Source organism: Cupriavidus sp. BIC8F (assembly GCF_032465815.1).
GTDB classification, from domain to species: Bacteria; Pseudomonadota; Gammaproteobacteria; order Burkholderiales; family Burkholderiaceae; genus Cupriavidus; species Cupriavidus necator.
In genome coordinates this window covers 1,806,667-1,830,376 of the sequence record NZ_CP136094.1, presented here as the reverse complement: position 1 = coordinate 1,830,376, position 23,710 = coordinate 1,806,667, and the positions used below count along the sequence as shown (strand labels likewise).

Genomic DNA, 23,710 nt, shown 5'->3' with positions numbered 1-23,710 from the left:
CGACCGGGGCGACCTCAGGTACGGTAAGACTGAATCAGTTTGTTGAGCGCGACCATGGCAAGCTCGGCACTGTCAGGCAGGCGCAGGAAACGGGCGTCATGATGCAAGCCTAGTTCAAGGCTGTACATCTCGAACAGCATCAGGCGCGGATCGCAGTCCGCGCGCAGGTGCCCTTCCTCCCGCGCCTGGTTGATGGCGCGCGTGAGCGCTGCCCGCCAGATGGTGACGCTCTTGACCAGCTCGTCACGCACCAGGCTGCCGGCACGGTCGTCGTACTCCACGGCGCCGCTGATGTAGATGCATCCAGTCGTCACTTCCTGGATGCGCTTCTCCATCCAGCGCCGCACCATCGACCACAGCCGGGGCAGTCCGCGCGGCTCCTGCAGCGAGGGATAGAACACCTCCTGCTCGAACCGGCGGTGATACTCCCGCACCACCTCCACCTGCAGGTCTTCGCGCGAACCGAAATGCGCGAAGACACCGCTCTTGCTCATCTGCATGCGTTCCGCGAGCAGCCCGATGGTCAGACCTTCGAGCCCGTCGCGGGACGACAATTCCAGTGCGGCATCCAGAATTGCCACGCGCGTCATTTCACCCTTGCGCATTGGCGCGGGGGAGGCGGCGGCGGATTCGAGACGGGCTGACTGGTGTCGCATGTTTTTTCTCCGTTCTGCGATGCCCTGCTGCGGCATCGCGTATGACCCTGACGTTGCATTTCTGCTTGCGGCCGAACCGGCGGATTTGCCGGTGCATACCGCGAATGCACGCAGTCTAAGCCAAAAAAGAACGGTCGTTCAGATTATTCTGGCGCAGCAGCCGACCATCAAGCTTTTAATTAGACCGCTGTTTCTAAACGGACTGCAATGCAGCATGTCCGTCATGTCGGGCATGGCTTGCACGGCAACCGGTTGCAGCCAGCGCCCTGCCGCATGGCAGCAAACACACACCGCGCTCGAGGCTGCCGTTCAGTAGCGCCCTGTGACACCGGCAATGACGACACCCAGGCGCAGCACCATATAGGCCGCCCAGTTGGCCAGCCGGTGCAGCGGCGAGCGGCGCGCATGCACCTCCGGCATCACGCGCACGCTGCGGTGCGCAATGGCGAATTCCAGTGCGGTGCGCAGTTCAGCGGCGAAGGCCGCATCATAAACGGCGACGTTGGCTTCGCGCGCAAGCAGCAGGCTGAACGGGTCCATATTGCTCGACCCGACCGTGGCCCAGGCCTCGTCCACCACGCCCACCTTGGCGTGCAGGAAGCTCTCGGCATACTCGTAGATCTCGACGCCGGCCTCCAGTAGCGAGGCGTACAGCGCATGGGTGGCGTAGTGCTGCAGCCGGTATTCGACCCGGCCCTGCAGCAGCAGCCGCACGCGCACGCCTCGTGCGCGGCAGGCCAGCAGCGCGCGCCGCATCTTGTGGCCAGGCAGGAAGTAGGCGTTGGCTAGGATCACGTCGTGGCGCGCGGCGCCCAGCGCGCGCAGGTATTCGCGCTCGATGGTGCGGCGGTTGCGCAGGTTGTCGCGCAGCAGCAGCGCAGCGCGTACGCCGCCCGCGGCTTCCGGGCGCGGCGGCAGGTCGGTGACCAGCGGGTAGTCGGCCACCGCGGCGGCGCGTTCGGCGCCGTGCATATCGCGCAGCGACAAGCGCCACCAGAGCCGCTCGGCGGACAGCGCAATGCCGTCCACCAGCGGGCCGCTGAGCTGCACCGCGAAGTCATAGCGCGGCCCCAGGTTGGCACCCTCGAACGGGCCGTGGTTGTGGTCGTCGATGATATTGATGCCGCCGACAAAGGCCACGCGCCGGTCGATCACCGCCAGCTTGCGGTGCAGCCGGCGCAGGTGGCGCCGCGCCAGCCGGAAGCCGCGCAGCATGCGGAACACGCGCAGTTGCACGCCCCCGGCGCGCAGCCGCGCGGCCAGCGCGGCGGGCATGTCGCCGGCGCCGAATCCGTCCACCGTCACGCGCACGGTCACGCCGCGCGCGGCGGCGCGGATCAGCGCGTCACTGACCGCGCGGCCGACCTCGTCATCGGCATAGATGTAGGTTTCCAGCATCACCTGGAACGCGGCCTGATCGATGGCGGCGATCAGCGCGGGGAAGAAGTCCTGGCCGCCGTGCAGCAGCCGCACCACATTGCCGGTGGTGGGCTTGCCGCGGCGCCAGGTCCAGCGCAGCATGTGGCGGCGCGGCGCGTGGTCGCCGGCCGCGGCCGGGTCGTGCGCGCGGGCGTCGGCATGAGCGGAGTGGGATATCCGTGACATGCCGTGATTATCGGACAGATTTCCGGGCGCAAGGCGCCGCGCGCACATTGGCAGGCGCATCTCTGCTATCGTCGATACTGATGCTTGCCCGCGCAGCCAGAGACGGGCAATCGACGACTGACGCCCCCCACGGAACCCATTGTGAAGGTATTCGGCATTACCGGATCGTCCGGCAGCGGCAAGACCACGCTGCTGGACCAGCTCATCCCCTGTTTCGTCGCCGCCGGCCTGCGCGTGGCCGGCGTCAAGCACACTCACCACGGCTTTGACCCCGACACGCCCGGCAAGGACTCCTGGCGCATGCGCGAGGCCGGCTGCGGCAATGTCGTGCTGGTCGGCGCGCGCCACCTGACGCTGATGCGCCACTACCCGGAAGCGGTGCCCTCGCCCGAACTGGACGATGCGCTCGCTGTGCTGCCGGCCGACACCGAACTGGTGCTGGTTGAAGGCTACAAGCGCAGTGATTTTCCCAAGCTGGAGGTTTATCGCCCGGCACTGGGGCGCGCGCCGCTGTGGGACGAGGTGCCGGGCGTGGTGGCAGTGGCAAGCGACGACCCTGCCGCGGTGGCCGCCATGACCGCGCTGCCGGTGCTCGACCTGAACGACCCGCAGGCGGTGTTCGCCTTCATCCGCGACTATCCGGACCGCGCGCGCTGAATTCTCAGGCGGCCTTGCCGGCGGGCTCCGCGGGCATGGCCAACTCGCCCTGCGGATGGCCCAGTTCCGCCACCAGCGGCACGTGATCCGAGCGCTGCGCCCAGTCGCGGCCGGTCAGCGCATGCGCGCGCTCGATCTCATAGCCGCGCACATAGATGCGGTCGAGCTGCCACCACGGCATATGGCTGGGGAAGGTATGCAGCCGCGCGCCACGCGCGTGCGAGGCCTCGACCGCGCCCAGCGTATTGCAGATCTGCGCATCGAGCCGGTGGTTCCAGTCGTTGAAGTCGCCGGCGATCACCAGCGGCATGCCGGCCGGCACCACCGTGCGCACACGCTCCACCAGCGCCTCGGCCTGGCGCGCGCGGCTGCGCGCGAACAGGCCGAAATGCACGCAGATCAGGTGGGTTTCCACCCCGTGCACATCCGCCACCGCATGCAGCAGCCCGCGCTGCTCGAAGCGATGGTCGGAAATATCCAGGTTTTCGGACATCAGGATCGGGTGGCGCGACAGGATTGCGTTGCCGTGATGGCCGTAGTCATAGACCGCGTTGCGTCCGTAGACCGAGTGCGGATAGGCGTCAGTGGCCAGGTAGTTGAGCTGCGTATGCTCCGGATCGAACAGCGCCGCGGCCACCAGCCGGTCGTTGCGGTCCTGCACTTCCTGCAGGAAGACAATGTCCGCATCCATCGCATGCAGGCCGGCGCGCACGTTCTGGATGCGCGGGCGCCGCGAGATGCCGGTCACTCCCTTGTGGATGTTGTAGGTGACCACGCGCAGCTTCATGGCTGCGCTCCGTACAACGCCTGCGGCTCGCCAGCGCCAGCCCCGGCCGAGCGCCACGCCAGCTGGCGGATGGCCTCGGCATTGCTGCTGGAAAAGCACTGCTGCGCTGCCTGCTCCCACGGCAGCCACTGGTATTGCAGGTGTTCGCGTGGCGCCAGCGTCACCGGCAGCGCCTCCTGCACACGCAGCCCGAACCAGTGCTCGGTATTGCGCGTGACGCCTTCGGCGTAGCGGTGGCGCCACTGCGGGTAGATTTCGTACTGGATGGTGTGGGCCCAGTCGGCCAACTGGTGCTCGCCGGCGATGATGCCGGTTTCCTCGGCCACTTCACGCGCGGCGGTCAGGGCCAGGGGTTCGTCCAGGGTGTCGAGGCTGCCGGTCACGGACTGCCAGAACCCCGGGCGATCGGCGCGTTCCAGCAGCAAGACTTGAAGATCTGGCGTGTAAATCACCACCAGCACGGATTCCGGGATCTTGTAGGACATGGGTCGGGGCGAAAGGACAAACCCAAGGATAGCGCAGCCGCGCCACGTTGCCACGCGAAAGCGTGGCGGCGCCCGCCCGAGGCGACCGCCGGCGGTCTTCAGGCGGCGCTGCGCGCGCCATGCGTGGCATGGGGTGCCAGGTATGGCTCGTCGGCGGCGGTGCGCTGCCAGGTGTCGAACACCTGGGGTGAGTCGCCGTGGCCCCAGGCGGCACGCAGCTGGTCCATCAGCGGCGCCAGCGCCTGGCGGTAGCGCTTGGACGCGCCATGCGCGTGCGTGGCCAGGGCGTCGGCGCGGTGCCGGACCTCGCCCTGCAGCCGTGTGCGCTCCAGCGCGATATCCTTCTCGCGCTGTCCCAGCGCGTTGTACTTCTGGATCAGGAAGCGCTGGTAGTCGCCGCCATCCATGCCCTGCGCGGCCTGCGCGTTGACCTGCTCGAAACGCAGCACGATGCTGCCGGTTTCCTGCTCGATATGGGCAACCTCGGCGTCCAGGGCCTGCAGCGCCTCCTGCACGCGCTGGGCATCGCGGCGCAGCGCCTGCACCTGCGCGGCCTCGTCCTCGAACACGCGCTGCGCATCCAGGTAGGCCTGCACCACCGGCTGCGGCGCCACCACCAGCAGCGGGTCGGCGCCGTCGGCGCGCTGGCCGGCCAGCAAGGCGTCGTCGGCCAGGCGCAGGTTGCCGAGCTCGTCCAGCCAGCGCCCGCGCGTCATGACCACGCCGACGGTATCCAGCGCCAGCCGGCGCAACGCTTCGGCGCGCTGCATTTCCACCGGCTCGGCCGCCGCGGCGGGCGCGGCCGACTGCACCGCATGGGCGATGTCGGGCACGCAGGCCGCCACGGTGGTGGCCACCGATTCAGACATGGCCTGCGCCGAGCGGCGCACGGCGCGGCGCAGCTCGAAGCGCGCCAGCAGCATCATCAGCAGCCCGGCCACCAGCCAGGTCAGGATGGTTTGGTCATGGGCCAGCAGGAACTGGCGGATCAGGTCGATATCCAGGGTCACGAATTTCCTCCCGAGTGCCGGAAGCCTTCATTGCGAGGCCCCTCGGCAAATTACGTGTCAAAAAGAGCAGACCCCGCCGCGGCGCCCTTCGTTCCGACCGGTAACAAATCGAAACCAATGCGCCGCGCGCCTCACAGCGCAGGCGACCCGACGTTGCACAGAAAGCAAAAAAGCCGCGCAATTGCGCGGCTTCCTTGCGGGCTTCTGGCAACTCAGGCCGTCGGCTTGGGCTCGGCGGCGCGCAGGCGGATATGCAGCTCGCGCAGTTGCTTCTCGTCGACCGAGCTCGGGGCCTGGGTCAGCAGGTCCTGGGCGCGCTGGGTCTTCGGGAAGGCGATCACGTCGCGGATCGAGTCGGCGCCGGCCATCATCGTGACGATGCGGTCCAGGCCGAAGGCCAGGCCGCCGTGCGGGGGCGCGCCATACTGCAGCGCGTCCAGCAGGTAGCCGAACTTGGCACGGGCTTCCTCGTCGTTGATGTTGAGCGCGCGGAACACCTTGCTCTGGATGTCCGAACGGAAGATCCGCACCGAGCCGCCGCCCATTTCCCAGCCGTTCAGCACCATGTCGTAGGCCTTGGCCAGGCACTTGCCCGGGTCGGTCTCCAGGTATTCCAGGTGCTCGTCCTTGGGGCTGGTGAACGGGTGGTGCATGGCCACCCAGCGCGCGTCTTCCTCGTCGTACTCGAACATCGGGAAGTCGACCACCCACAGCGGCTTCCAGGTGTCCTCGAACAGGCCGTTGGCCTTGCCGAAGTCAGAGTGGCCGACCTTCAGGCGCAGCGCGCCGATCGAGTCGTTGACCACCTTGGCGCGGTCGGCGCCGAAGAAGATGATGTCGCCGTCCTGGGCGCCGGTACGCTTGAGGATTTCGGCAATGGCGGCGTCGTGCAGGTTCTTGACCACCGGCGACTGCAGGCCGTCGCGGCCCTTGGCCACTTCGTTGACCTTGATCCAGGCCAGGCCCTTGGCGCCGTAGATGCCGACGAACTGGGTGTAGGCGTCGATCTCGCCGCGCGAGATCGCACCGCCGCCCGGCACGCGCAGGCCGACCACGCGGCCGTTGTCGCTGTTGGCGGGACCCGAGAACACCTTGAAGTCGACGTCCTTCATCACCTCGGTCAGCTCGGTGAATTCCAGCTTGACGCGCAGGTCAGGCTTGTCCGAGCCGAAGCGGGCCATGGCCTCGCGGAACTCCATCACCGGGAACCGGGCGTCCAGGTCGACGTCGATGGCGTTCTTGAACACCGTGCGCATCATGTCCTCGAACAGGTCGCGGATCTCCTGCTCGGTCAGGAACGAGGTTTCGCAGTCGATCTGCGTGAATTCCGGCTGGCGGTCGGCGCGCAGGTCTTCGTCGCGGAAGCACTTGGTGATCTGGTAGTAGCGGTCGAAGCCCGACACCATCAGCATCTGCTTGAAGATCTGCGGCGATTGCGGCAGCGCGAAGAAGTGGCCCGGGTTCACCCGCGACGGCACCAGGTAGTCGCGCGCGCCTTCGGGCGTGCTCTTGCCCAGCATCGGGGTCTCGATGTCGATAAAGCCCTGCGCATCGAGGAACTTGCGCACTTCCATCGCCACCTTGTAGCGCAGGCGCAGGTTGTACTGCATCTGCGGGCGGCGCAGGTCCAGCACGCGGTGCGTCAGGCGCGTGGTTTCCGACAGGTTGTCGTCGTCGAGCTGGAACGGGGGCGTGACCGACGGGTTCAGCACGGTCAGCTCATGGCACAGCACCTCGATCTTGCCCGAGGTCAGGTTGGCGTTCTCGGTGCCGGCCGGGCGCGGACGCACCTTGCCGGTGACGCGGATGCAGAACTCATTGCGGATCTCTTCGGCGGCCTTGAACATCTCGGGGCGGTCCGGGTCGCACACCACCTGCACCAGGCCTTCGCGGTCGCGCAGGTCGATGAAGATCACGCCGCCATGGTCGCGGCGGCGCTGGACCCAGCCGGTCAGGGCCACTTCCTGGCCCGAGAATTGTTCGGTCACCAGACCGCAGTAGTGAGTTCGCATGGAGGACATAAGGAGATTCCCGGTAAAACGCGGCCGCCCGAAGCGCATCGGGCGGCCCGTGATCAGATTGGATGCTTAAGGATCGGTCGTCTCGACCGTTTCCTCGTTGCTGGCCCTGCCGGCCGGACTGGCCGGGGCTGCCGGCCGGGGGACGCTGCCGTTCTTGCGCGGCAATTCCGCCGGTGCCACCACGCCCATCGAGACGATGTACTTGAGCGCGGCGTCGACGGTCATGTCGAGTTCGATGGTGTCGGCCTTGGGCATCATCAGGAAGAAGCCCGAGGTCGGATTCGGCGTGGTCGGCACGTAGACGCTGACATATTCGCCCTGCAGGTGGTTCTGCACGTCGCCGCCGGGGCGCCCGGTCAGGAAGGCGATGGTCCACGAGCCCTCGCGCGGGTACTGCACCAGCAGCGCCTTGCGGAAGGCATTGCCCGAGGACGACAGCAGCGTGTCCGAGACCTGCTTGACGCTGGTGTAGATCGGGCCCACCACCGGGATATGGCCCAGCAGCGCTTCCCACCATCGCACCAGGCGCTGGCCGATGAAGTTATGCGCCAGCAGGCCGACCAGCAGGATGACCAGCAGCGTGAGGATGGCGCCCAGGCCGGTCACGCGCTTGCCGAACATCAGCCGGTCCGGGCGCCAGGCCTCGGGCAGCAGCGCCAGGCTCTGGTCCATCGTGCCGATGATCAGGCTGAGCACCCACAGCGTGATGCCCAGCGGCACCAGCACCAGCAGCCCGGTCAGGAACCAGGTTTTCAGGGCGGAAGTCTTCTTGGCAACCACGGGGCGGGTCCGGCTCAATGGCAGGCGCAGGCACTGCCGCAGCCGCCAGCGGCCGCGGGGGTGGCCGAAGCGGACGAGGCAGGACTGGCCGACGATTCAGCCGCCGCCGGGGCGCTGGCCGCCGCTGCAGCGGCGCCACCCGCGGCGCCGGTGGCAGCAGGCGCGCTGGCGCCGGCGCTGCCGCCGCGGAAGTCGGTCACGTACCAGCCCGAGCCCTTGAGCTGGAAACCAGCAGCGGTCAGCTGTTTCTTGAACGCGCCGGCGGTGCCGCACGACGGGCAGTCCGTCAGCGGGGCATCGCTCATTTTCTGCAGCACATCGCGCCCGTGGCCGCAGGCGTCGCAACGGTAGGCATAGATCGGCATGGTGTTATTTCGCGAGAAAACTTCGGAATCGGTACAAAGGCGGACATCGCCGCGGGCCATGGCGGCTGCGGGAGATTCCCGCGCGACGATGCAAAGCCTTGAATTATAAACCGTTCCGGGGCTGCCTGATCGCCGGAAATGAGGGGGTTGCGGACCCCCGGGCGTCAGGCGATATGGACTTCCTTGACCGGCGCGTGATCTGCAATCCACTGCGGCACCAGCGAACCGACCACCATGCCGCTGATGGAGAACAGCAGGCCCACCATCTGCGGTGGCACCACCGCGCCGGCGAACGCGACCTCGCAGGTCAGCCACGACGACAGGCCCAGCAGGATCGCCGCCAGCCCGCCCTGGCGGGTGGCGTGCTTCCAGAACATGCCGAAGGCCAGCGGCACGAACGACGACACCAGGGTGACCTTGTAGGCATTTTCGACCATATGGAAGATCGACAGGTGCGAGTTCAGCGCGAACAGCGTCACGGTGGCGGTGAACACCAGCACCACCGCCTGCATCACACGCAGGAACTGCTTGTCATCCAGGTGGCGGAAATAGGGTCGCAGGATGTTCTCGGCAAACGTCACCGATGGCGCCAGCAGCGTGGCCGAGGCGCAGCTCTTGATCGCCGACAGCAGCGCGCCGAAGAACATGACCTGGGCAAACATCGGCGCGTGCTTCAGGATCAGTTTCGGCAGGATCAGCTGCGAATCGGCGTTGATGTACTTGGCTACCATGTCCGGGTCGATCAGCGTGGCCGAATACGCCAGGAACATAGGGATAAAGGCAAAGCAGAAATACAGCACCCCGCCCAGCACCGAGGCGCGCCCGGCGATCTGCTCGGTGCGCGACGAGGTTACCCGCTGGAATACGTCCTGCTGCGGGATCGAGCCCAGCATCATGGTGAACAGCGCCGCCGCGAAGCCGATGATCTGGATGAGGTCCAGCGACGGCAGGAACTCGAACTTGCCCGCCGCGGCCGCATGCGACACCACGGCGGCGACGCCGCCGGCCTGGCCACTGACCTCGTAGCCGATATAGAGCATGCCGATGACGATGATGATCATCTGGATAAAGTCGGTGATCGCCACCGACCACATCCCGCCGAACAGCGTATAGACCAGCACGCTGGCCGCGCCGATCATCATGCCGGCCTCCTGCGACACCGCGCCGTCCGACACGGTAAAGAACACCAGCCCCAGCGCCTTGATCTGCGCCGCGACCCAGCCCAGGTAGGACACCACGATGCACAGCGTGGTCAGCACCTCGGCCAGCCGGCCATAACGGTTGTGGTAGTAGTCGCCGATGGTCAGCAGGTTCATCCGGTACAGCGGCCGGGCGAAGAACAGGCCTACCAGGATCAAGCACAGCGAGGAGCCGAAGGGATCGGAAACGACGCCCGACAGGCCTTCCTTCAGGAATACCGCGGGGATGCCCAGCACAGTCTCGGAGCCGAACCAGGTGGCAAAGACGGTGGCGGTGACGATGTAGAACGGCAGACTGCGCCCGGCGACGGCGAAATCGGTGGTGTTGCGTACGCGCAGCGCCGCCCACAGGCCGATGCCGACCGAGATTACCCAGTAGATGATGACGAACCAGATCAGCATGCCGCTGCCCTATGCAGAAAGTGCCCTTGTGGCGAGAAACCGAATGCCGGGCGGCGCGTGGGTGCTCACTGCTTGCGCGCATCTGCCCGGAGTCCAATTCATCGGTCGGGGCCGCATATCGAGCTGCCTGGAGTTCTCGCGCTGGGCGGAAAACGCGGCCGGGGCTGCGGTCGTAGCCGAATCAAAACGCGGATTATAGCGACGCAGACCAGCGTGGGCGAAAAAAATTCCCCGCTGGCGCAAATGCGCCACGCGGAGCATCGCCTGCGCCACAAGCGCTGGCCGGGGCTGGTTCAGCCGGACCGGCGGCGCCAGACCTGCCAGCGCTCCTGTCCCTGGAACACCGGCAGCGGCGCGGCCGAGGGCCGGTCCTCCAGTCGCTCGAAGGCCGGTGCCAGCAGCGCGTCCAGCTCCTCGGCCGGCATCGCGAACGGCGGCCCGCCGCGGTTTTCGCCCAGGTAGAAGTAGCCGGCCAGCAGGCCGCCCGGCGGCAGCAGTTGCGCGACCCGGGCGGCATAGTCAGCCCGCATCGCCGGCGGCAGCGCGCACAGGAAGGCCCGTTCGTAGATCAGCTCGCATGCCGGCTGCGGCGTGAAGGCGAAGAAATCGCCCTGCTGCACCACCGCCCCCGCCGGCCCCAGCGTCCGCCGCGCCGACGCGACCGCCTGTGGCGAGAAGTCGATTGCCGTCACCGGCCAGCCGCGCTCGAACAGCCACGCTGCCTCCCAGCCGTTGCCACAGCCTGGCACCAGGGTCGGGCATGGCGCACGGCCTTCAATGAACTGCCGGAATTCCTCGGGCACGCCGCCCTGGTCCCAGGGCGTGAAGCCCTGTTCGAAACGCTCGTCCCAGAACGCCGGGTCGGCGGCGTTGCGGGTGGAGAAGGTCGGCGCAGGCTTGGCAGGGTCGCTCATGGTCACCTCTAATATGGCTCGGCCAGGGGTGCGCTACCAGTAGCCCGCCCAGCCCAGCACATGCGTCAGCACGATGCCGGCGACGAAGCCTCCCAGCAGCAGCAGCAGCCCGGTGCCGAGCAGCCGGTTGGTGCGGCGCTGCTCCACCACCAGCATCGCCAGCAGCTTGTCCTGCTCGCCGTTGCTGGTCAGCGCGCGCCGCTCCAGGAACTGGTGCGCCAGGCGCGGGAAGTCGGGCAGCATCTTGGCCCACAGCGGCGCCTCCACCTTGACCCGCTCCCAGGCGCCCTTCCAGCCCACCTGCTCGTGCATCCAGCGTTCCAGGAAAGGCTTGGCGGTCTTCCACAGGTCCAGGTCGGGGTCGAGCTGGCGGCCCAGGCCTTCGATATTGAGCAGCGTCTTCTGCAGCAGCACCAGCTGCGGCTGGATCTCGACATTGAAGCGGCGCGAGGTCTGGAACAGCCGCATCAGCACCATGCCCAGCGAGATTTCCTTGAGCGGCTTGTCGAAGTACGGCTCGCAGCAGGCGCGCACCGCGCTTTCCAGCTCTTCGACGCGGGTATCGGGCGGCACCCAGCCGGACTCCACGTGCAGCAGCGCAACGCGGTGGTAGTCGCGCCGGAAGAAGGCGATGAAATTCTGCGCCAGGTAGTTCTTGTCGAACTCGGACAGCGCGCCGACGATGCCGAAGTCCAGCGCGATATAGCGGCCGAAGGTCTCTGGCTGCACTGACACAAGGATGTTGCCCGGGTGCATGTCGGCATGGAAGAAGCCGTCTCGGAACACCTGAGTGAAAAAGATCTCGACGCCCTCCTCCGCCAGCTGGTGCATGTCGACGCCGGCGGCCTTGAGCGATTCAGTGCGCGAGATCGGGATGCCGTGCATGCGCTCCATCACGAACACGGTGCTGCTGCACCAGTCCCAGAACACCTCGGGCACCAGCAGCAGGCTGGTGTCGGCAAAGTTGCGGCGCAGCTGGCTGGCGTTGGCCGCCTCGATCATCAGGTCGAGCTCGTCGTGCAGGTATTTGTCGAACTCGGCCACCACCTCGCGCGGCTTCAGGCGCTTGCCGTCGGCCCAGAAGCGTTCCAGCCAGGTGGCCATGTCGCGCATCAGCGCCAGGTCGCTGTCGATCACCGGCAGCATGCCCGGGCGCAGGACCTTCACCGCGACCTCGCGGCCGTGGCAGGGGCCGCCCTTGAGCGTGGCGAAGTGCACCTGCGCGATCGAGGCGCTGGCCACAGGCTGGTGCTCGAAGGTCTCGAACAGCTGGTCCAGTGGCCGCCCCAGCGCGCGCTCGATGATCTTCACCGCCACCACCGAATCGAACGGCGGCACCTGGTCCTGCAGCTTGGCCAGTTCGTCGGCAATGTCCGCCGGCATCAGGTCGCGCCGGGTCGACAGCACCTGGCCGAACTTGACGAAGATCGGGCCCAGCCGCGTCAGCGCCAGCCGCAGGCGCTCGCCGCGCGGCATCTCGAGCTTGCGCCCGATGGTGATGACGCGCACCAGGAAGCGGATCCTGCGGCTGCTGAAGCCCGAGAGCACCAGCTCGTCCAGGCCGTAATAGAGGATGACGAAGAGAATCTTGCCAAGGCGCAGGAGGCGGGTCATTCGGGAGTCTTCACAGGGCCGGGCAGGCAGTCACGTTGGTGGTGGATGGGATCGGGGCGCGGCCGGCTCAGCGGTGCGGCGACGGCAGCTTGCCGGACTGGCCCGACTGGCCGGATGCCCCCGGCGGGCCAGCGCGCTCCAGCCGCTCCAGCCGTTTTTCAAGCCGGGCCAGGCTGTCGCGCAGCCGGCCCACGTCGGCGCCGAAGGCATCGAGCGCGGCGTGGCGCACCAGGGTCGGATGCTCGTCCAGCAGGTAGTCGGTGACGTTGTCGACCAGGGCGCGGCCAACGCGCGTGGCCTGCTCATGCACCTGGCGCGCGCCATCGACCACGCGCTGCGCCACGCTGTCGCTCACCGGCCCGCCCAGGATGCCGCGCAGCGCGCGCGACAGGTCTTCGGCGGCGTCCCAGCGCAGGTTGCGCGCCAGCGTCGAGACGGTGTTGGCCAGCTCGGCGTCGCCCTCGATGCGGACATGGCGCATGGCGGCGGCCTGGCCGCCTTCGGCGACGTCGGCGGCCACCAGCGGCCACTGCTGCACCGGCACGCGCAGCGTCACCGCGGGCGCCTCGGCCTCGGGGGCCGGTTCGGTGCAGCCGTGCTCCGTCACCTTCAGCGACAGCACGAAGGCGGCGGCATCGAAGCGGATCACGCGCCCGGCAAACGGCGTGAGCTGGTTGCGGGCCCACGGCTCCTGCTCAAGCAGGTGGTTCAGCGCCGAGATGGCGGGCATGGCCAGGGCGGAAGGCAGAGTATTCATGACAGCGCGGTTGGCGGGCAGGCAGCGACGCCGCAGGTCGGGCGTCCCAAACAAAAAAGGCCCACGCTTTCACGTGGGCCTCCATTCTAAGCTACTCCCTCCGGCGCATCACCGCCGCGGGGTGCGGCATCAGGACTCTTGCTGGATGCCGGCCAGCAGCCAGCCGCCGGTGCCGCTGGCAGGCTTGGCCAGGTTCCAGACCTCGCCGAACGGCTGGGCCGCCTCGCCGGACTTCTCGCGGATCATGCCCGAGAAGCGCACGCTGGCGATATGCTGGGCCGCGGCCGACTCGATGCCGAGCAGCTGGGCTTCCAGCGTGACCACGTCGGTCTTGTTGACCTCTGCACCGCGGTCGGCCAGGTCCATCTTGATCTCGGCGAACATCTCCGGCGTGGTGAACTCGCGGATGTCGTCCAGGTTGCCGGCATCCCACGCGGCCTGCAGGCGCACGAAGTGGACCTTGGCGTTGCGCAGGAAGGCTTCGGTATCGAAGTCGGCCGGCACGCCCCACGGCTGCTGGGCCACGGCATCGGCCGCGACCGGGGCTGCCGATGCTGCCGGCAGTACCGAGCTGGCGGCCGGGCCTGCCGGGCTACCCGAAGACACAGGCGTCGGCTCACCGCGGAACATGGGTTCGGCGGTGCGGTCCAGGTTCGGCGCGTTGCCGGCGCCGGCGTAGGCCGGCTGCTGGGTGCGCTTGCTGCCGCCACGGAACTTGCGGATCAGCCAGATCGCGGCGAACGCCACCAGCGCGATCAGGATCAGGTTGGACAGGAAGCCCAACGCCGCGCCCCCCAGGCCGAAGTGCGACAGCAGCCAGCCGATACCCAGGCCGGCGGCGATGCCGCCCAGGATGCCGCCCCAGTTGCGCTTGGGGGCTGCCGCGGCAGCCGCGCCGGCGGCGCCAGCCGTGGCCGGGGCTGCCTGATTAGGCTGCTGGGCCGGTTGCTGGGTCGGCGAAGTGGGCTGCGGCGCCTGCTGGCGCTGCTGCGTGACCGTCGACGACTGCTTGCCGATGCTGCGCGAACCGCCCATGCGCTTGGCATTGGCGTCGAACACCATTCCGAAGGCAATCGCGGTAATCAGCGACCCAACCAGGAATTTTCCACGAAATGACGACATATTCTGCTATCCCCTGTCAGTTTCACCCTATATGCGGGCGAGGCATGGCGATTTCAAGTCTTCTTAATACTTGCGCCCGACGTGGAGCGCCACCACTCCGGCCGTCAGATTGAAGTATTCGACATTTTCCAGGCCAGCATGTTCCATCAAGCGTACAAGCGAAACCTGGTCTGGATGCATTCTGATCGATTCCGCGAGATAGCGATAGCTGGGGGCATCCCCTGCCACCCGCTCACCCAGCCACGGCAGCACCTTGAAAGAATAGACGTCGTAGGCCTTCTCCAGGGGTTTCCATACCTTGGAGAATTCCAGCACCATGACCTTGCCGCCCGGCTTGACCACCCGGCGCATCTCGGCCAGCGCGGCATCCTTGTGCGTCATGTTGCGCAGGCCGAAGGCCACCGTGACCAGGTCGAAGTAATTGTCCGGGAACGGGATGTGCTCGGCGTCGCACAGGCAGACCGGCGTGACGATGCCCTTGTTCAGTAGCCGGTCGCGGCCCACGCGCAGCATCGACTCGTTGATATCGGTCAGCCAGACCTGCCCGGTCGGGCCGGCCTGCTTGGCGAACGCCTTGGCCAGGTCGCCGGTGCCGCCGGCGATATCCAGCACCTTGTGGCCGGGGCGCACGCCGGCCTGGGCGATGGTGAACATCTTCCAGAGCCGGTGCATGCCGCCCGACATCAGGTCGTTCATCACGTCGTACTTGCTTGCCACCGAATGGAATACGCCGGCAACCTTGTCGGCCTTTTCCGCTTCGTCGACCTTTTCAAACCCGAAGTGGGTTTCACTCATCTTTCAGACTCCAGGGTAATCGGTTCGGCGCGGCTCAGTGATGGCCGCAGCCGTGGCCGCCGGCAGCGCCGGCGGCTGGCATCGGGGTGTCGCGGTCGGCGCCGGCGGCTTCCAGGCGCTGCAGGTAGTCGTGCCAGAGCGCATCCTGGTTGTCGCCGAGGCGGTACAGCAGGTCCCAGGAATAGATGCCGGTGTCGTGGCCGTCGGTAAAGCGGATCAGGATCGCGTAGTTGCCGACCGGCTCGACCGCGTTGACGCCCACCTCGCGCTTGCCGGTCTGCAGCACTTCCTGCCCCGGGCCGTGGCCCTGGACTTCAGCGGACGGCGAATACACGCGCAGCAGCTCGAACGGCAGCCGGAAGCTGCGGCCGTTGTCGAAGCCGATCTCCAGCACGCGGGATTGCGTATGGACGGTCAGCGCGGTGGGGTGAGGGGTATCTTTTTCGAGGCCTGCCATGATGATCGCGGCCCGGTTAGGGTCGCTCCTGAGGGGGTGATTGCCGCGCGATGCTGCCCGTACGGCACGGCATCACGCTTCGCTTACGACCCGATAGCTTACCCCAGGCTCACCGGCTTGCGCAGCCCGGGCCGCTTCCCCGTCCTGCGGCACGTAGCGCAGGCGCCGGCCGTGGAAGGCCGCCACGGTGCTGCGGTGGGCGATGCTGACGATGGCCGCGCCGGGCAGCGAGTCCACCATGAGCTTGTACATGACGCCTTCGGTTTCCTCGTCCAGCGCGCTGGTGGCCTCGTCCAGGAACAGGTAGTCGGGCTTCTGCAAGAGTGCGCGTGCAAACGCCAGCCGCTGCTGTTCGCCCGGCGACAGCCTCAGCGACCAGTTGTCGAACACGTCGAGCTGGTCCACCAGCGCCGCCAGCCGCGCCTGGCGCAGCGCCACCTGCAGCGCTTCCGCGCTGTGCACGGTGCCAGCGTCGGGGTATGCCAGCGCATCAGCCAGCGTGCCGATCGGCAGGTAGCTGCGCTGCGGCAGGAACAGCATGCGCGCGCCGTCGGGCATCGTTACGGTGCCGCTGCCGTACGGCCAGATCCCCGCCAGCGCGCGGAACAGCACGCTCTTGCCGCAACCAGACGGGCCGCTGACCAGCCAGCGCTCGCCCGGCGCGACCGACAGCGAGAACGGCGCCACCAGCGGCCGCTGCCCCACGGCCGCGCTGCGCGCGGCGCGTACCGGCAGTGCCAGCGCCAGGCCATCGATGGTGATGCCATTCTGCGGCTTGCCGGTATGTTCCACCTCGATATCGCGCACGCCGCCCGGCGCCATGTCCTGGCGCTCGGCCACGCGGATCGCTTCCTGGAAATCGATCAGGCGGTTGGCGGCGGCCTTCCAGCCCACCAGCGTGGCGTAGCTGTCGACAAACCACGACAGCGCGCCCTGCACCTGGCCGAAGGCGGAGCTGGTCTGCATCAGCCCGCCCAGCGTCATCTTGCCGGCGAAGTAGCGCGGCGCCGCCACCAGGATCGGGAAGATGATGGCGAACTGGGCATAGCCGGAGCTGACGAAGGTCAGGCGCCGCGTATAGCGCATCAGCTGGTTCCAGTTGGCGCGGATGCGGTCGAAGCGCGCGCGCAGCCCGGCCTGCTCGGTCGGCTCGCCGCGGTACAGCGCCACCGGCTCGCTGTTCTCGCGCAGGCGCACCAGCGTGAAACGAAAATCCGCCTCGTACTGTTCCTGCTGGAAGTTCAGGCCGATCAGCGGGCGGCCGACCACGTGCGCCACCAGCGAGCCGATCACTGCATAGCCCGCCGCGAACCACACCATATAACCGGGGATGGTCCATTCGGTGCCGCCCATTGCAAAGCTGATCGGCCCCGATACCGTCCACAGGATGCCGACGAAGGACAGCAGCGTCACCACCGAGTTGAGCAGCCCGAGCGACAACGACAGCGCGCCGTCCGTGAACTGGCGCAGATCGTCCGCGATACGCTGGTCAGGGTTGTCGGTGGTGTGGGTCTGCTCGATGCGGTAATAGGCCTGGTGCCCGAGCCAATGGCCCATGAAGCGGCCGGTCATCCAGGTACGCCAGCGCATCTGCAGCATCATGGTGTAGTACTGGCGCGAGATCGCCGCCACGATGAAGAACGCCGCGATCCACGAGAAGCGCAGCAGCAGCACCTTGAACGAGGCGTAGTCGCGCTGCTCCAGCGCGTTGTAGAACACGCGGTTCCACTCGTTGAGCAGCACGTTTATATAGACGATGCCGAGGTTGAGCACGACCACCAGGGCCAGCAGGCCAAGCCCGGCGACGCGGTCGTCGGATTTCCAGTAAGGCTTGATCAGCGCCCAGGTCGCGGCCATGCGCAGCCGGCTCTGGATCTTGAGGGCCCTGGCAGGGACGGCTGGGCCCGGTACGGTGACGGAAGTCGGAGTGGAGGACATAGCGGCAGCGCTTGGCCCGTCAGCGGATGCCGGCCGGGCTTGTTGTTCTGGATACCGTGGCGGCAGGCCACGGCGGCAACAGCATTCAGACGGTCACGGCCAGGCGTGGGTTCCGCGCGCCCCTCAGGTGTCGCTGGCTTCGAGCAGCGAAAGCGCCGTACGCAGCGCCGGCAGCCGGCTGGCCAGCTCCTGCACGCGCACGGCATCCGCCGCGCGCTGCGGCGCGGCCCAGATCGCCTCGGGGAAGTGGGAGTCCCAGCGGTAGCGCGGGATGATGTGCCAGTGCAGGTGCGGCACCATATTGCCAAAGGCCGCCAGGTTGACCTTGTCCGGCGCCATGACCTCGCGAACCACCCGTTCGACACGTGCGACCAGCCGCATCAGCCAGGCCTGGTCGGCATCCTCCAGGTCGCTCAGCTCGGCCACGTGGTCGTTCCAGACGATGCGGCAGAAGCCCGGGAAACGGTCATGCTCGACCAGGATCAGCCGGGCGCGGTCGCCCATCCAGACCAGTTCGCCGCCGTCGGTCTCGCAGAGCGGGCAGTTGGGAGCGCGCGTCATGGCGTTGGCTTACACCAGCACGCGTTCAATGCCGCCGGCATTGGCCTTGGCCACGTACTCGGGCATCCAGTTCTCGCCCAGCAAATGCTTGGCCATCTCGATGACGATGTAGTCCGCCTGCACCGAAGCATCTTCCTTGTAGCGCGACAGCCCCTGCAGGCATGACGGGCAGCTGGTCAGGATCTTGACGTCGCCGGTGAAACCGTCGGCGCGCAGCTTGTCGGCGCCCTTGGTCATTTCCTCTTCCTTGCGGAAGCGGACCTGGGTCGAGATATCCGGACGCGTCACCGCCAGCGTGCCCGATTCACCGCAGCAGCGTTCGTTCTTCTCGATCTTGCCCAGACCGGTGTTCCCGCCCATCAGGTCGTTGACCAGCTTGGTCGGATCCATGGTCTTGATCGGGGTATGACAGGGATCGTGGTACATGTAGCGCGTACCGGTCACGCCTTCCAGCTTCACGCCCTTCTCAAGCAGGTATTCGTGGATGTCGATGATGCGACAGCCCGGGAAGATCTTGTCGAATTCATACCCGGCAAGCTGGTCGTAGCAGGTGCCGCAGCTGACCACCACGGTCTTGATGTCGAGGTAGTTCAGCGTGTTGGCCACGCGGTGGAACAGCACGCGGTTGTCGGTGACGATCTTCTCGGCCTTGTCGTACTGGCCGTTGCCGCGCTGCGGATAGCCACAGCACAGGTAGCCCGGCGGCAGCACGGTCTGCACGCCGACGTGCCACAGCATCGCCTGCGTGGCCAGCCCCACCTGCGAGAACAGCCGCTCCGAGCCGCAGCCCGGGAAGTAGAACACCGCTTCCGATTCCGGCGTGGTCGCCTTCGGGTCGCGGATGATCGGCACGATCTCGTTGTCTTCGATGTCGAGCAGCGCGCGCGCGGTCTTCTTGGGCAGGTTGCCCGGCATCTTCTTGTTGATGAAGTGGATCACCTGCTCGCGCACCGGCGCCTTGCCCACGGTCGCGGGCGGATGCGCGGTCTGCTTCTTCGCGAACTTCTTCAGCACCTCGTTGCCCAGGCGCTGCGCCTTGTAGCCCCAGTCGATCATGACCTTGCGGGTCAGGTTGATGGTCTCGGGGTTGGTGGCGTTGAGGAAGAACATCGACGCCGCGGTGCCGGGGTTGAACTTCTTCTGCCCCATCTTGCGCAGCAGGTTGCGCATGTTCATCGACACGTCGCCGAAGTCGATCTTGACCGGGCACGGCGTCACGCACTTGTGGCAGACGGTGCAGTGGTCGGCCACGTCGGAGAACTCGTCCCAGTGCTTGACCGAGATGCCGCGGCGGGTCTGCTCTTCGTACAGGAAGGCCTCGATCAGCAGGGAGGTCGCCAGGATCTTGTTGCGCGGGCTGTACAGCAGATTAGCGCGCGGCACGTGGGTGGCGCACACCGGCTTGCACTTGCCGCAGCGCAGGCAGTCCTTGACGCTCTCGGCAATGGCGCCGATATCGCTCTGCTGCATGATGATCGACTCATGCCCCATCAGGCCGAACGACGGCGTGTAGGCATTGCGCAGGTCGGCGCCAGGCAAGAGCTTGCCCTTGTTGAAGCGGCCCTGCGGGTCGACCTTGGCCTTGTAGGCGCGGAAGTCGCCGATCTCTTCCTCGGTGAGGAATTCCAGCTTGGTGATACCGATGCCGTGCTCGCCCGAGATCACGCCGTCGAGCGAACGCGCCAGCGCCATGATGCGGGCCACCGCGCGGTGCGCGTCCTGCAGCATGTCGTAGTCGTCGGAATTCACCGGGATGTTGGTGTGCACGTTGCCGTCGCCGGCGTGCATGTGCAGCGCCACGAAGACGCGGCCGCGCAGCACCTGCTTGTGGATCTTCTGGGCCTCGTCCAGGATCGGCTTGAACTCGCCGCCGTTGAAGATCTTGCGCAGCTCGGCGCGGATCTCGGCCTTCCAGGACACGCGGATGGTGCGGTCCTGCAGCAGGTGGAACACGGTGGCGTCAGGCTGATGCTGCAGGCGCGCATCGAACTCCTGCCCCAGCAGTCCCAGCCCGTGCCCGATCAGCGAAGCCTTGGCCTGCGTCAGCGGCACGTCCATGTGGTCCTGCAGGTAGCGCCAGCGCGCGCGGATCTCGCGCAGCAGCGTCAGCGCGTGCTGCACGCGGTCTTCCAGCAGTTCGGCGCTGGGGATCTCGTTGGCGTCGTCGCTGCGGCCCAGCGGCAGGTTGCCGCGCGCGAAGAATGCTTCCAGCGTGTCGACCAGCTTGAGCTTGCTCTTGATCGACAGCTCGATATTGATGCGCTCGATGCCGTCCGTGTACTCGCCCATGCGGTTCAGCGGGATCACCACGTCTTCGTTGATCTTGAAGGCGTTGGTGTGCTTGGCGATGGCGGCGGTACGCGAACGGTCCAGCCAGAACTTCTTGCGCGCCTCAGGGCTGACGGCGATAAAGCCTTCGCCGCTCTTGCCGTTGGCCATGCGGATCACTTCCGAGGTGGCGCGCGCCACGGCGTCTTCATCGTTGCCGACGATATCGCCGATCAGCACCATCTTCGGGAAGGCGTTGCGCTTGCTCTTGGTGGCGTAGCCGACCGCGCGCAGATAGCGCTCGTCCAGGTGCTCCAGGCCGGCCAGGATGGCGCCGCCTGGCTTCTTGGTCTCGGCGTCGAGGAAGTCCTTGATCTCGACGATGCTGGGGATGGCGTCGCGCGCCTGGCCGAAGAACTCCAGGCAGACCGTGCGGATGAACTTCGGCATGCGATGCAGGATCCAGCGCGCGCTGGTGATGATGCCGTCGCAGCCTTCCTTCTGCACGCCGGGCAGGCCGGCCAGGAACTTGTCGGTGACGTCCTTGCCCAGGCCTTCCTTGCGGAATTTGCGGCCCTCGATGGCCAGCGTCTCGGTGCGCAGCACCTTCTCGCCCGGCGCACGGTTGCCGTCCGACCACTTCAGCTCGAAGGTGGCCACCGGCACATCGTGGATCTTGCCCAGGTTGTGGTCCAGCCGGGTGATTTCCAGCCAGTTGCCCTCCGGGTCCACCATGCGCCACCAGGCCAGGTTGTCCAGCGCGGTGCCCCACAGCACGGCTTTCTTGCCGCCGGCGTTCATGGCCACGTTGCCGCCGATGCACGAGGCATCGATCGAGGTCGGGTCGACCGCGAACACCAGGCCGGCCTTGTCGGCCGCATCGGCCACGCGGCGCGTCACCACGCCGGCGCCGGAGAAGATGGTCGCAACCTTGTGCGACACGCCCGGCATGTCGGTCTGCTCGACCGGGCCGAGTTGCTCCAGCTTCTCGGTATTGATCACCGCGCTCATCGGCGTCAGCGGCACGGCGCCGCCGGTGTAGCCGGTGCCGCCCCCGCGCGGGATGATGGTCAGGCCGAGTTCGAAGCAGCCCTTGACCAGGCCGGCGATCTCTTCCTCGGTATCCGGGGTCAGTACGACGAACGGATATTCCACGCGCCAGTCGGTGGCGTCGGTCACGTGCGAGACGCGCGACAGGCCGTCGAACTTGATGTTGTCCTTCTGCGTGACCTTGCCCAGCACGCGCTGCGCGCGTTTGCGCAGGTCATAGGCCGCGGCGAATTCGTTCTTGAAGTCCTCGATCGCCTGCTTGGCGAAGGCGACCAGCTGCTCCACGCGGTGCGAGCGGTCCTCGGCGGCGGGCTCGGCGTGCTCGGCACGGTCGGCGGCGCGGCGCTTCTCGATCTCGTTCAGGCGGTGGTGCAGCGCGCTCACCAGCATCTGGCGGCGCTTGGGATTTTCCAGCAGGTCGTCCTGCAGGTAGGGATTGCGGCGGACCACCCAGATATCGCCCAGCACCTCGTACAGCATGCGGGCCGAGCGGCCGGTGCGGCGCTCGCTGCGCAGCTCGTCCAGGATGCGCCAGGCTTCCTCGCCGAGCAGGCGGATGACAATCTCGCGGTCCGAGAAGGACGTGTAGTTATAGGGAATTTCACGCAGGCGCGGCGGGGCGTCCTGCGCGGCGAGCTTGGCGTCGAGCACGAGTGGGGCGTTCATTGGGGGACCGCTTCCTGCTGCGCACGATGACTGTGCGCGAATCGTTCATTAAAGCGCGATTGTACTGCAAGGCCCGGTTTCGCCGCACCGCAACATCAAGGAATCCTTGTTGGAACAAGGGATTAGGCGACATTTTGGCGGTGGCACTGGCGCCCTGCGGTGGTGCCGGCGGCGCACCGGATCAGAACCAGGCCTTCCACATTTGCGCAATGTTGTGCCAAAAGCTGTCCGGGATCCACAGCAGGCTGGCGGTCATGAACAGGTAGCGGATGAACTTGCCGACCGCCATCCAGGCCAGGCTGGGCCAGAACGAGAGGCGCAGCCAGCCGGCTAAAGTGCACAATGGATCACCTATGCCGGGCAGCCAGGAGAACAGCAGCGTGGGCGGCCCAAGCCGGCGCATCCAGCGGAAGTAGCGCGCATCGAGCTTGGGCTTGGGCGGCTTGCGCATATGTTTGCGGTGCTCCAGGTGCTCAAGGTCATGCTCGCGCGCCCGGCGCCGCTTGTGGTAGCGCACCAGCGCCAGCTTGGCGGCGTAGCCCAGCCACCAGTCGATGGCACCGCCCACCGTGTTGCCGAGCGTGGCCACCAGGATCGCTGGCCAGAACATATGCGGGTTGAGCTTGACGTAGCCGAACACCGCCGGCTCCGAGCCCAGCGGCAGCAGCGTGGCCGAGATCAGGCTGACCACAAAGATCGCGGGCAGGCCCACCTTGGGCAGGGCAATGGTTTCGAACAGCCAGTCGAAGAAGGCTTCCATGTCAGGGTGAGCAAGGGGGCCGGACCATTCTAGCAGCGGCCCTGCCAGGGCCCCGCCCCCCGAATGGGGAGCGGGCAAACCACATGGCACCTGTGCTGGATTTGTGATTAACTGTTAGAGCCTGTTGCGGCCGATCGTTCGCCGGCCGCGGCAATTGCGCCGAATCTGCGTGCGCTGGCGCACCCTGAGCAGTTGCAGCGGCAGCACCAATATCACGAAATAGCCGTCCTATAGCCGTCTTAAGCGGCAGTACCGCGTCGTGGCCAGTCCCGCGCAGTTGCTTTCGGGATTCTGGGAATTTGGTCATGCGCATCCACCCCACATGGAGACAAGCATGGCGATTCCGATCCGCCTGACGGTCAACGGCAAGCCCGTTGACGCGCAGGTAGAACCCAACACCCTCCTGGTCCAGTTCCTGCGCGAACAGCTGCGCCTGACCGGCACCCACGTCGGCTGCGACACCGCGCAGTGCGGCGCCTGCACGGTCCACCTGGATGGCCGGGCGGTCAAGTCGTGCAATATCCTCGCGGTCCAGGCCGACGGCGCCGCCGTGACCACCATCGAGGGCCTCGCCGGCGACAAGGCCGGCAACGGCCTGCACCCGATGCAGGAAGCCTTCCGCGAATGCCACGGCCTGCAATGCGGCTTCTGCACGCCCGGCATGGTGATGAGCGCCACCGCGCTGGTGCAGGAACACCCGGGCGCCGACGCCGCCACCATCCGCGCGCACCTGGAAGGCAACCTGTGCCGCTGCACGGGCTACCACAACATCGTGCGCGCAGTGCAGCAGGGCCAGGCGGCCATGCAGGGCACCACCGCCAGCGCGGAATAAGGGGGACCG

The 23,710-nt window shown here is 67.0% G+C and carries 22 protein-coding genes; 3 read left to right on the top strand and 19 right to left on the bottom strand.

What is annotated here, in order from left to right; translation table 11 throughout:
• Positions 1–14 precede the first annotated feature (14 nt).
• Positions 15–605 carry a TetR/AcrR family transcriptional regulator gene (locus RS901_RS08615; RefSeq protein ID WP_026201385.1) on the bottom strand — a complete coding sequence of 197 codons (591 nt, stop codon included), beginning with the start codon at positions 603–605 and terminating at the stop codon, positions 15–17.
• A gap of 49 nt (positions 606–654) precedes the next feature.
• On the opposite strand from RS901_RS08615, the gene RS901_RS08610 reads away from it, so the two are divergent.
• Positions 655–972 (top strand): hypothetical protein, encoded by a 318-nt coding sequence (locus tag RS901_RS08610; protein WP_316152900.1) that lies wholly within the window; start codon positions 655–657, stop codon positions 970–972.
• On the opposite strand, the gene clsB is transcribed toward RS901_RS08610, so the two are convergent.
• The gene (gene clsB / locus RS901_RS08605; protein WP_316153426.1) at positions 966–2,309 is read right to left on the bottom strand and encodes a cardiolipin synthase ClsB; all 1,344 of its coding nucleotides are present in this window, start codon (positions 2,307–2,309) and stop codon (positions 966–968) included. The genes RS901_RS08610 and clsB overlap by 7 nt on opposite strands.
• A gap of 93 nt (positions 2,310–2,402) precedes the next feature.
• Between clsB and mobB the strand changes: the two genes are divergently transcribed.
• Entirely contained in the window at positions 2,403–2,918 is a 516-nt protein-coding gene (mobB, locus tag RS901_RS08600) for a molybdopterin-guanine dinucleotide biosynthesis protein B (RefSeq protein ID WP_316152898.1), read from the top strand.
• Positions 2,919–2,922: 4 nt separating this feature from the next.
• Here the strand turns inward: mobB and RS901_RS08595 are convergent, their stop codons facing one another.
• The 17 genes from RS901_RS08595 to RS901_RS08515 form a co-directional block, all read right to left on the bottom strand.
• Positions 2,923–3,705, bottom strand: a complete 783-nt coding sequence (locus RS901_RS08595) for an endonuclease/exonuclease/phosphatase family protein (RefSeq protein WP_316152896.1) — start codon at positions 3,703–3,705, stop codon at positions 2,923–2,925.
• Positions 3,702–4,190 carry a dihydroneopterin triphosphate diphosphatase gene (nudB, locus tag RS901_RS08590; protein ID WP_316152893.1) on the bottom strand — a complete coding sequence of 163 codons (489 nt, stop codon included), beginning with the start codon at positions 4,188–4,190 and terminating at the stop codon, positions 3,702–3,704. Before nudB ends, RS901_RS08595 begins: the two co-directional genes overlap by 4 nt.
• Positions 4,191–4,288: 98 nt before the next feature.
• The gene (locus RS901_RS08585; RefSeq protein ID WP_316152891.1) at positions 4,289–5,200 is read right to left on the bottom strand and encodes a hypothetical protein; all 912 of its coding nucleotides are present in this window, start codon (positions 5,198–5,200) and stop codon (positions 4,289–4,291) included.
• A 212-nt stretch (positions 5,201–5,412) separates the two neighbouring features.
• Complete coding sequence (gene aspS, locus RS901_RS08580; protein ID WP_316152889.1) at positions 5,413–7,221, bottom strand: aspartate--tRNA ligase; 1,809 nt, start codon at positions 7,219–7,221, stop codon at positions 5,413–5,415.
• A gap of 66 nt (positions 7,222–7,287) precedes the next feature.
• Positions 7,288–8,001, bottom strand: coding sequence for a DUF502 domain-containing protein (locus RS901_RS08575; protein WP_316152887.1), 714 nt, complete (start codon positions 7,999–8,001; stop codon positions 7,288–7,290).
• A 14-nt stretch (positions 8,002–8,015) separates the two neighbouring features.
• Positions 8,016–8,366: an FmdB family zinc ribbon protein gene (locus RS901_RS08570; RefSeq protein WP_316152884.1), complete on the bottom strand. Its 351-nt coding sequence runs from the start codon at positions 8,364–8,366 to the stop codon at positions 8,016–8,018.
• Between the two features lie 164 nt (positions 8,367–8,530).
• On the bottom strand, positions 8,531–9,967 hold the full coding sequence (locus RS901_RS08565; RefSeq protein WP_316152882.1) for a sodium:solute symporter family protein: 1,437 nt from the start codon (positions 9,965–9,967) through the stop codon (positions 8,531–8,533).
• 293 nt (positions 9,968–10,260) lie between these two features.
• Entirely contained in the window at positions 10,261–10,881 is a 621-nt protein-coding gene (locus RS901_RS08560; RefSeq protein WP_316152881.1) for a methyltransferase domain-containing protein, read from the bottom strand.
• Positions 10,882–10,914: 33 nt separating this feature from the next.
• Positions 10,915–12,495 (bottom strand): ubiquinone biosynthesis regulatory protein kinase UbiB, encoded by a 1,581-nt coding sequence (ubiB, locus tag RS901_RS08555; protein ID WP_316152879.1) that lies wholly within the window; start codon positions 12,493–12,495, stop codon positions 10,915–10,917.
• Positions 12,496–12,562: 67 nt separating this feature from the next.
• Entirely contained in the window at positions 12,563–13,252 is a 690-nt protein-coding gene (locus RS901_RS08550) for a ubiquinone biosynthesis accessory factor UbiJ (RefSeq protein WP_316152877.1), read from the bottom strand.
• A 129-nt stretch (positions 13,253–13,381) separates the two neighbouring features.
• Positions 13,382–14,374 carry a Tim44 domain-containing protein gene (locus RS901_RS08545; protein ID WP_316152875.1) on the bottom strand — a complete coding sequence of 331 codons (993 nt, stop codon included), beginning with the start codon at positions 14,372–14,374 and terminating at the stop codon, positions 13,382–13,384.
• Positions 14,375–14,437: 63 nt separating this feature from the next.
• The gene (gene ubiE, locus RS901_RS08540; RefSeq protein WP_013955533.1) at positions 14,438–15,169 is read right to left on the bottom strand and encodes a bifunctional demethylmenaquinone methyltransferase/2-methoxy-6-polyprenyl-1,4-benzoquinol methylase UbiE; all 732 of its coding nucleotides are present in this window, start codon (positions 15,167–15,169) and stop codon (positions 14,438–14,440) included.
• Positions 15,170–15,203: 34 nt separating this feature from the next.
• The gene (locus RS901_RS08535) at positions 15,204–15,626 is read right to left on the bottom strand and encodes a gamma-butyrobetaine hydroxylase-like domain-containing protein (RefSeq protein ID WP_078195253.1); all 423 of its coding nucleotides are present in this window, start codon (positions 15,624–15,626) and stop codon (positions 15,204–15,206) included.
• Between the two features lie 72 nt (positions 15,627–15,698).
• Positions 15,699–17,564: an ABC transporter ATP-binding protein/permease gene (locus RS901_RS08530; protein WP_316152871.1), complete on the bottom strand. Its 1,866-nt coding sequence runs from the start codon at positions 17,562–17,564 to the stop codon at positions 15,699–15,701.
• Positions 17,565–17,687: 123 nt separating this feature from the next.
• A complete protein-coding gene (locus RS901_RS08525; RefSeq protein WP_316152869.1) occupies positions 17,688–18,125 on the bottom strand; it encodes an HIT family protein in 438 nt (145 codons plus the stop codon).
• 9 nt (positions 18,126–18,134) lie between these two features.
• Entirely contained in the window at positions 18,135–22,109 is a 3,975-nt protein-coding gene (locus tag RS901_RS08520) for an FAD/FMN-binding oxidoreductase (RefSeq protein WP_316152867.1), read from the bottom strand.
• 181 nt (positions 22,110–22,290) lie between these two features.
• Complete coding sequence (locus RS901_RS08515) at positions 22,291–22,869, bottom strand: YqaA family protein (RefSeq protein WP_013955529.1); 579 nt, start codon at positions 22,867–22,869, stop codon at positions 22,291–22,293.
• Positions 22,870–23,203: 334 nt separating this feature from the next.
• Between RS901_RS08515 and RS901_RS08510 the strand changes: the two genes are divergently transcribed.
• Positions 23,204–23,701, top strand: a complete 498-nt coding sequence (locus tag RS901_RS08510; RefSeq protein ID WP_018314794.1) for a (2Fe-2S)-binding protein — start codon at positions 23,204–23,206, stop codon at positions 23,699–23,701.
• Positions 23,702–23,710 lie beyond the last annotated feature (9 nt).

Coding starts and splice junctions, on each gene's coding strand:
- RS901_RS08615 (WP_026201385.1), bottom strand. CDS start 605: ATGCGCAAGGGTGAAATGACGCGCGTGGCAATTCTGGATGCCGCACTG.
- RS901_RS08610 (WP_316152900.1), top strand. CDS start 655: ATGTTTTTTCTCCGTTCTGCGATGCCCTGCTGCGGCATCGCGTATGAC.
- clsB (WP_316153426.1), bottom strand. CDS start 2,309: ATGTGCGCGCGGCGCCTTGCGCCCGGAAATCTGTCCGATAATCACGGC.
- RS901_RS08595 (WP_316152896.1), bottom strand. CDS start 3,705: ATGAAGCTGCGCGTGGTCACCTACAACATCCACAAGGGAGTGACCGGC.
- nudB (WP_316152893.1), bottom strand. CDS start 4,190: ATGTCCTACAAGATCCCGGAATCCGTGCTGGTGGTGATTTACACGCCA.
- aspS (WP_316152889.1), bottom strand. CDS start 7,221: ATGTCCTCCATGCGAACTCACTACTGCGGTCTGGTGACCGAACAATTC.
- RS901_RS08570 (WP_316152884.1), bottom strand. CDS start 8,366: ATGCCGATCTATGCCTACCGTTGCGACGCCTGCGGCCACGGGCGCGAT.
- RS901_RS08565 (WP_316152882.1), bottom strand. CDS start 9,967: ATGCTGATCTGGTTCGTCATCATCTACTGGGTAATCTCGGTCGGCATC.
- RS901_RS08560 (WP_316152881.1), bottom strand. CDS start 10,881: ATGAGCGACCCTGCCAAGCCTGCGCCGACCTTCTCCACCCGCAACGCC.
- ubiB (WP_316152879.1), bottom strand. CDS start 12,495: ATGACCCGCCTCCTGCGCCTTGGCAAGATTCTCTTCGTCATCCTCTAT.
- RS901_RS08550 (WP_316152877.1), bottom strand. CDS start 13,252: ATGAATACTCTGCCTTCCGCCCTGGCCATGCCCGCCATCTCGGCGCTG.
- RS901_RS08545 (WP_316152875.1), bottom strand. CDS start 14,374: ATGTCGTCATTTCGTGGAAAATTCCTGGTTGGGTCGCTGATTACCGCG.
- ubiE (WP_013955533.1), bottom strand. CDS start 15,169: ATGAGTGAAACCCACTTCGGGTTTGAAAAGGTCGACGAAGCGGAAAAG.
- RS901_RS08535 (WP_078195253.1), bottom strand. CDS start 15,626: ATGGCAGGCCTCGAAAAAGATACCCCTCACCCCACCGCGCTGACCGTC.
- RS901_RS08530 (WP_316152871.1), bottom strand. CDS start 17,564: ATGTCCTCCACTCCGACTTCCGTCACCGTACCGGGCCCAGCCGTCCCT.
- RS901_RS08525 (WP_316152869.1), bottom strand. CDS start 18,125: ATGACGCGCGCTCCCAACTGCCCGCTCTGCGAGACCGACGGCGGCGAA.
- RS901_RS08520 (WP_316152867.1), bottom strand. CDS start 22,109: ATGAACGCCCCACTCGTGCTCGACGCCAAGCTCGCCGCGCAGGACGCC.
- RS901_RS08515 (WP_013955529.1), bottom strand. CDS start 22,869: ATGGAAGCCTTCTTCGACTGGCTGTTCGAAACCATTGCCCTGCCCAAG.
- RS901_RS08510 (WP_018314794.1), top strand. CDS start 23,204: ATGGCGATTCCGATCCGCCTGACGGTCAACGGCAAGCCCGTTGACGCG.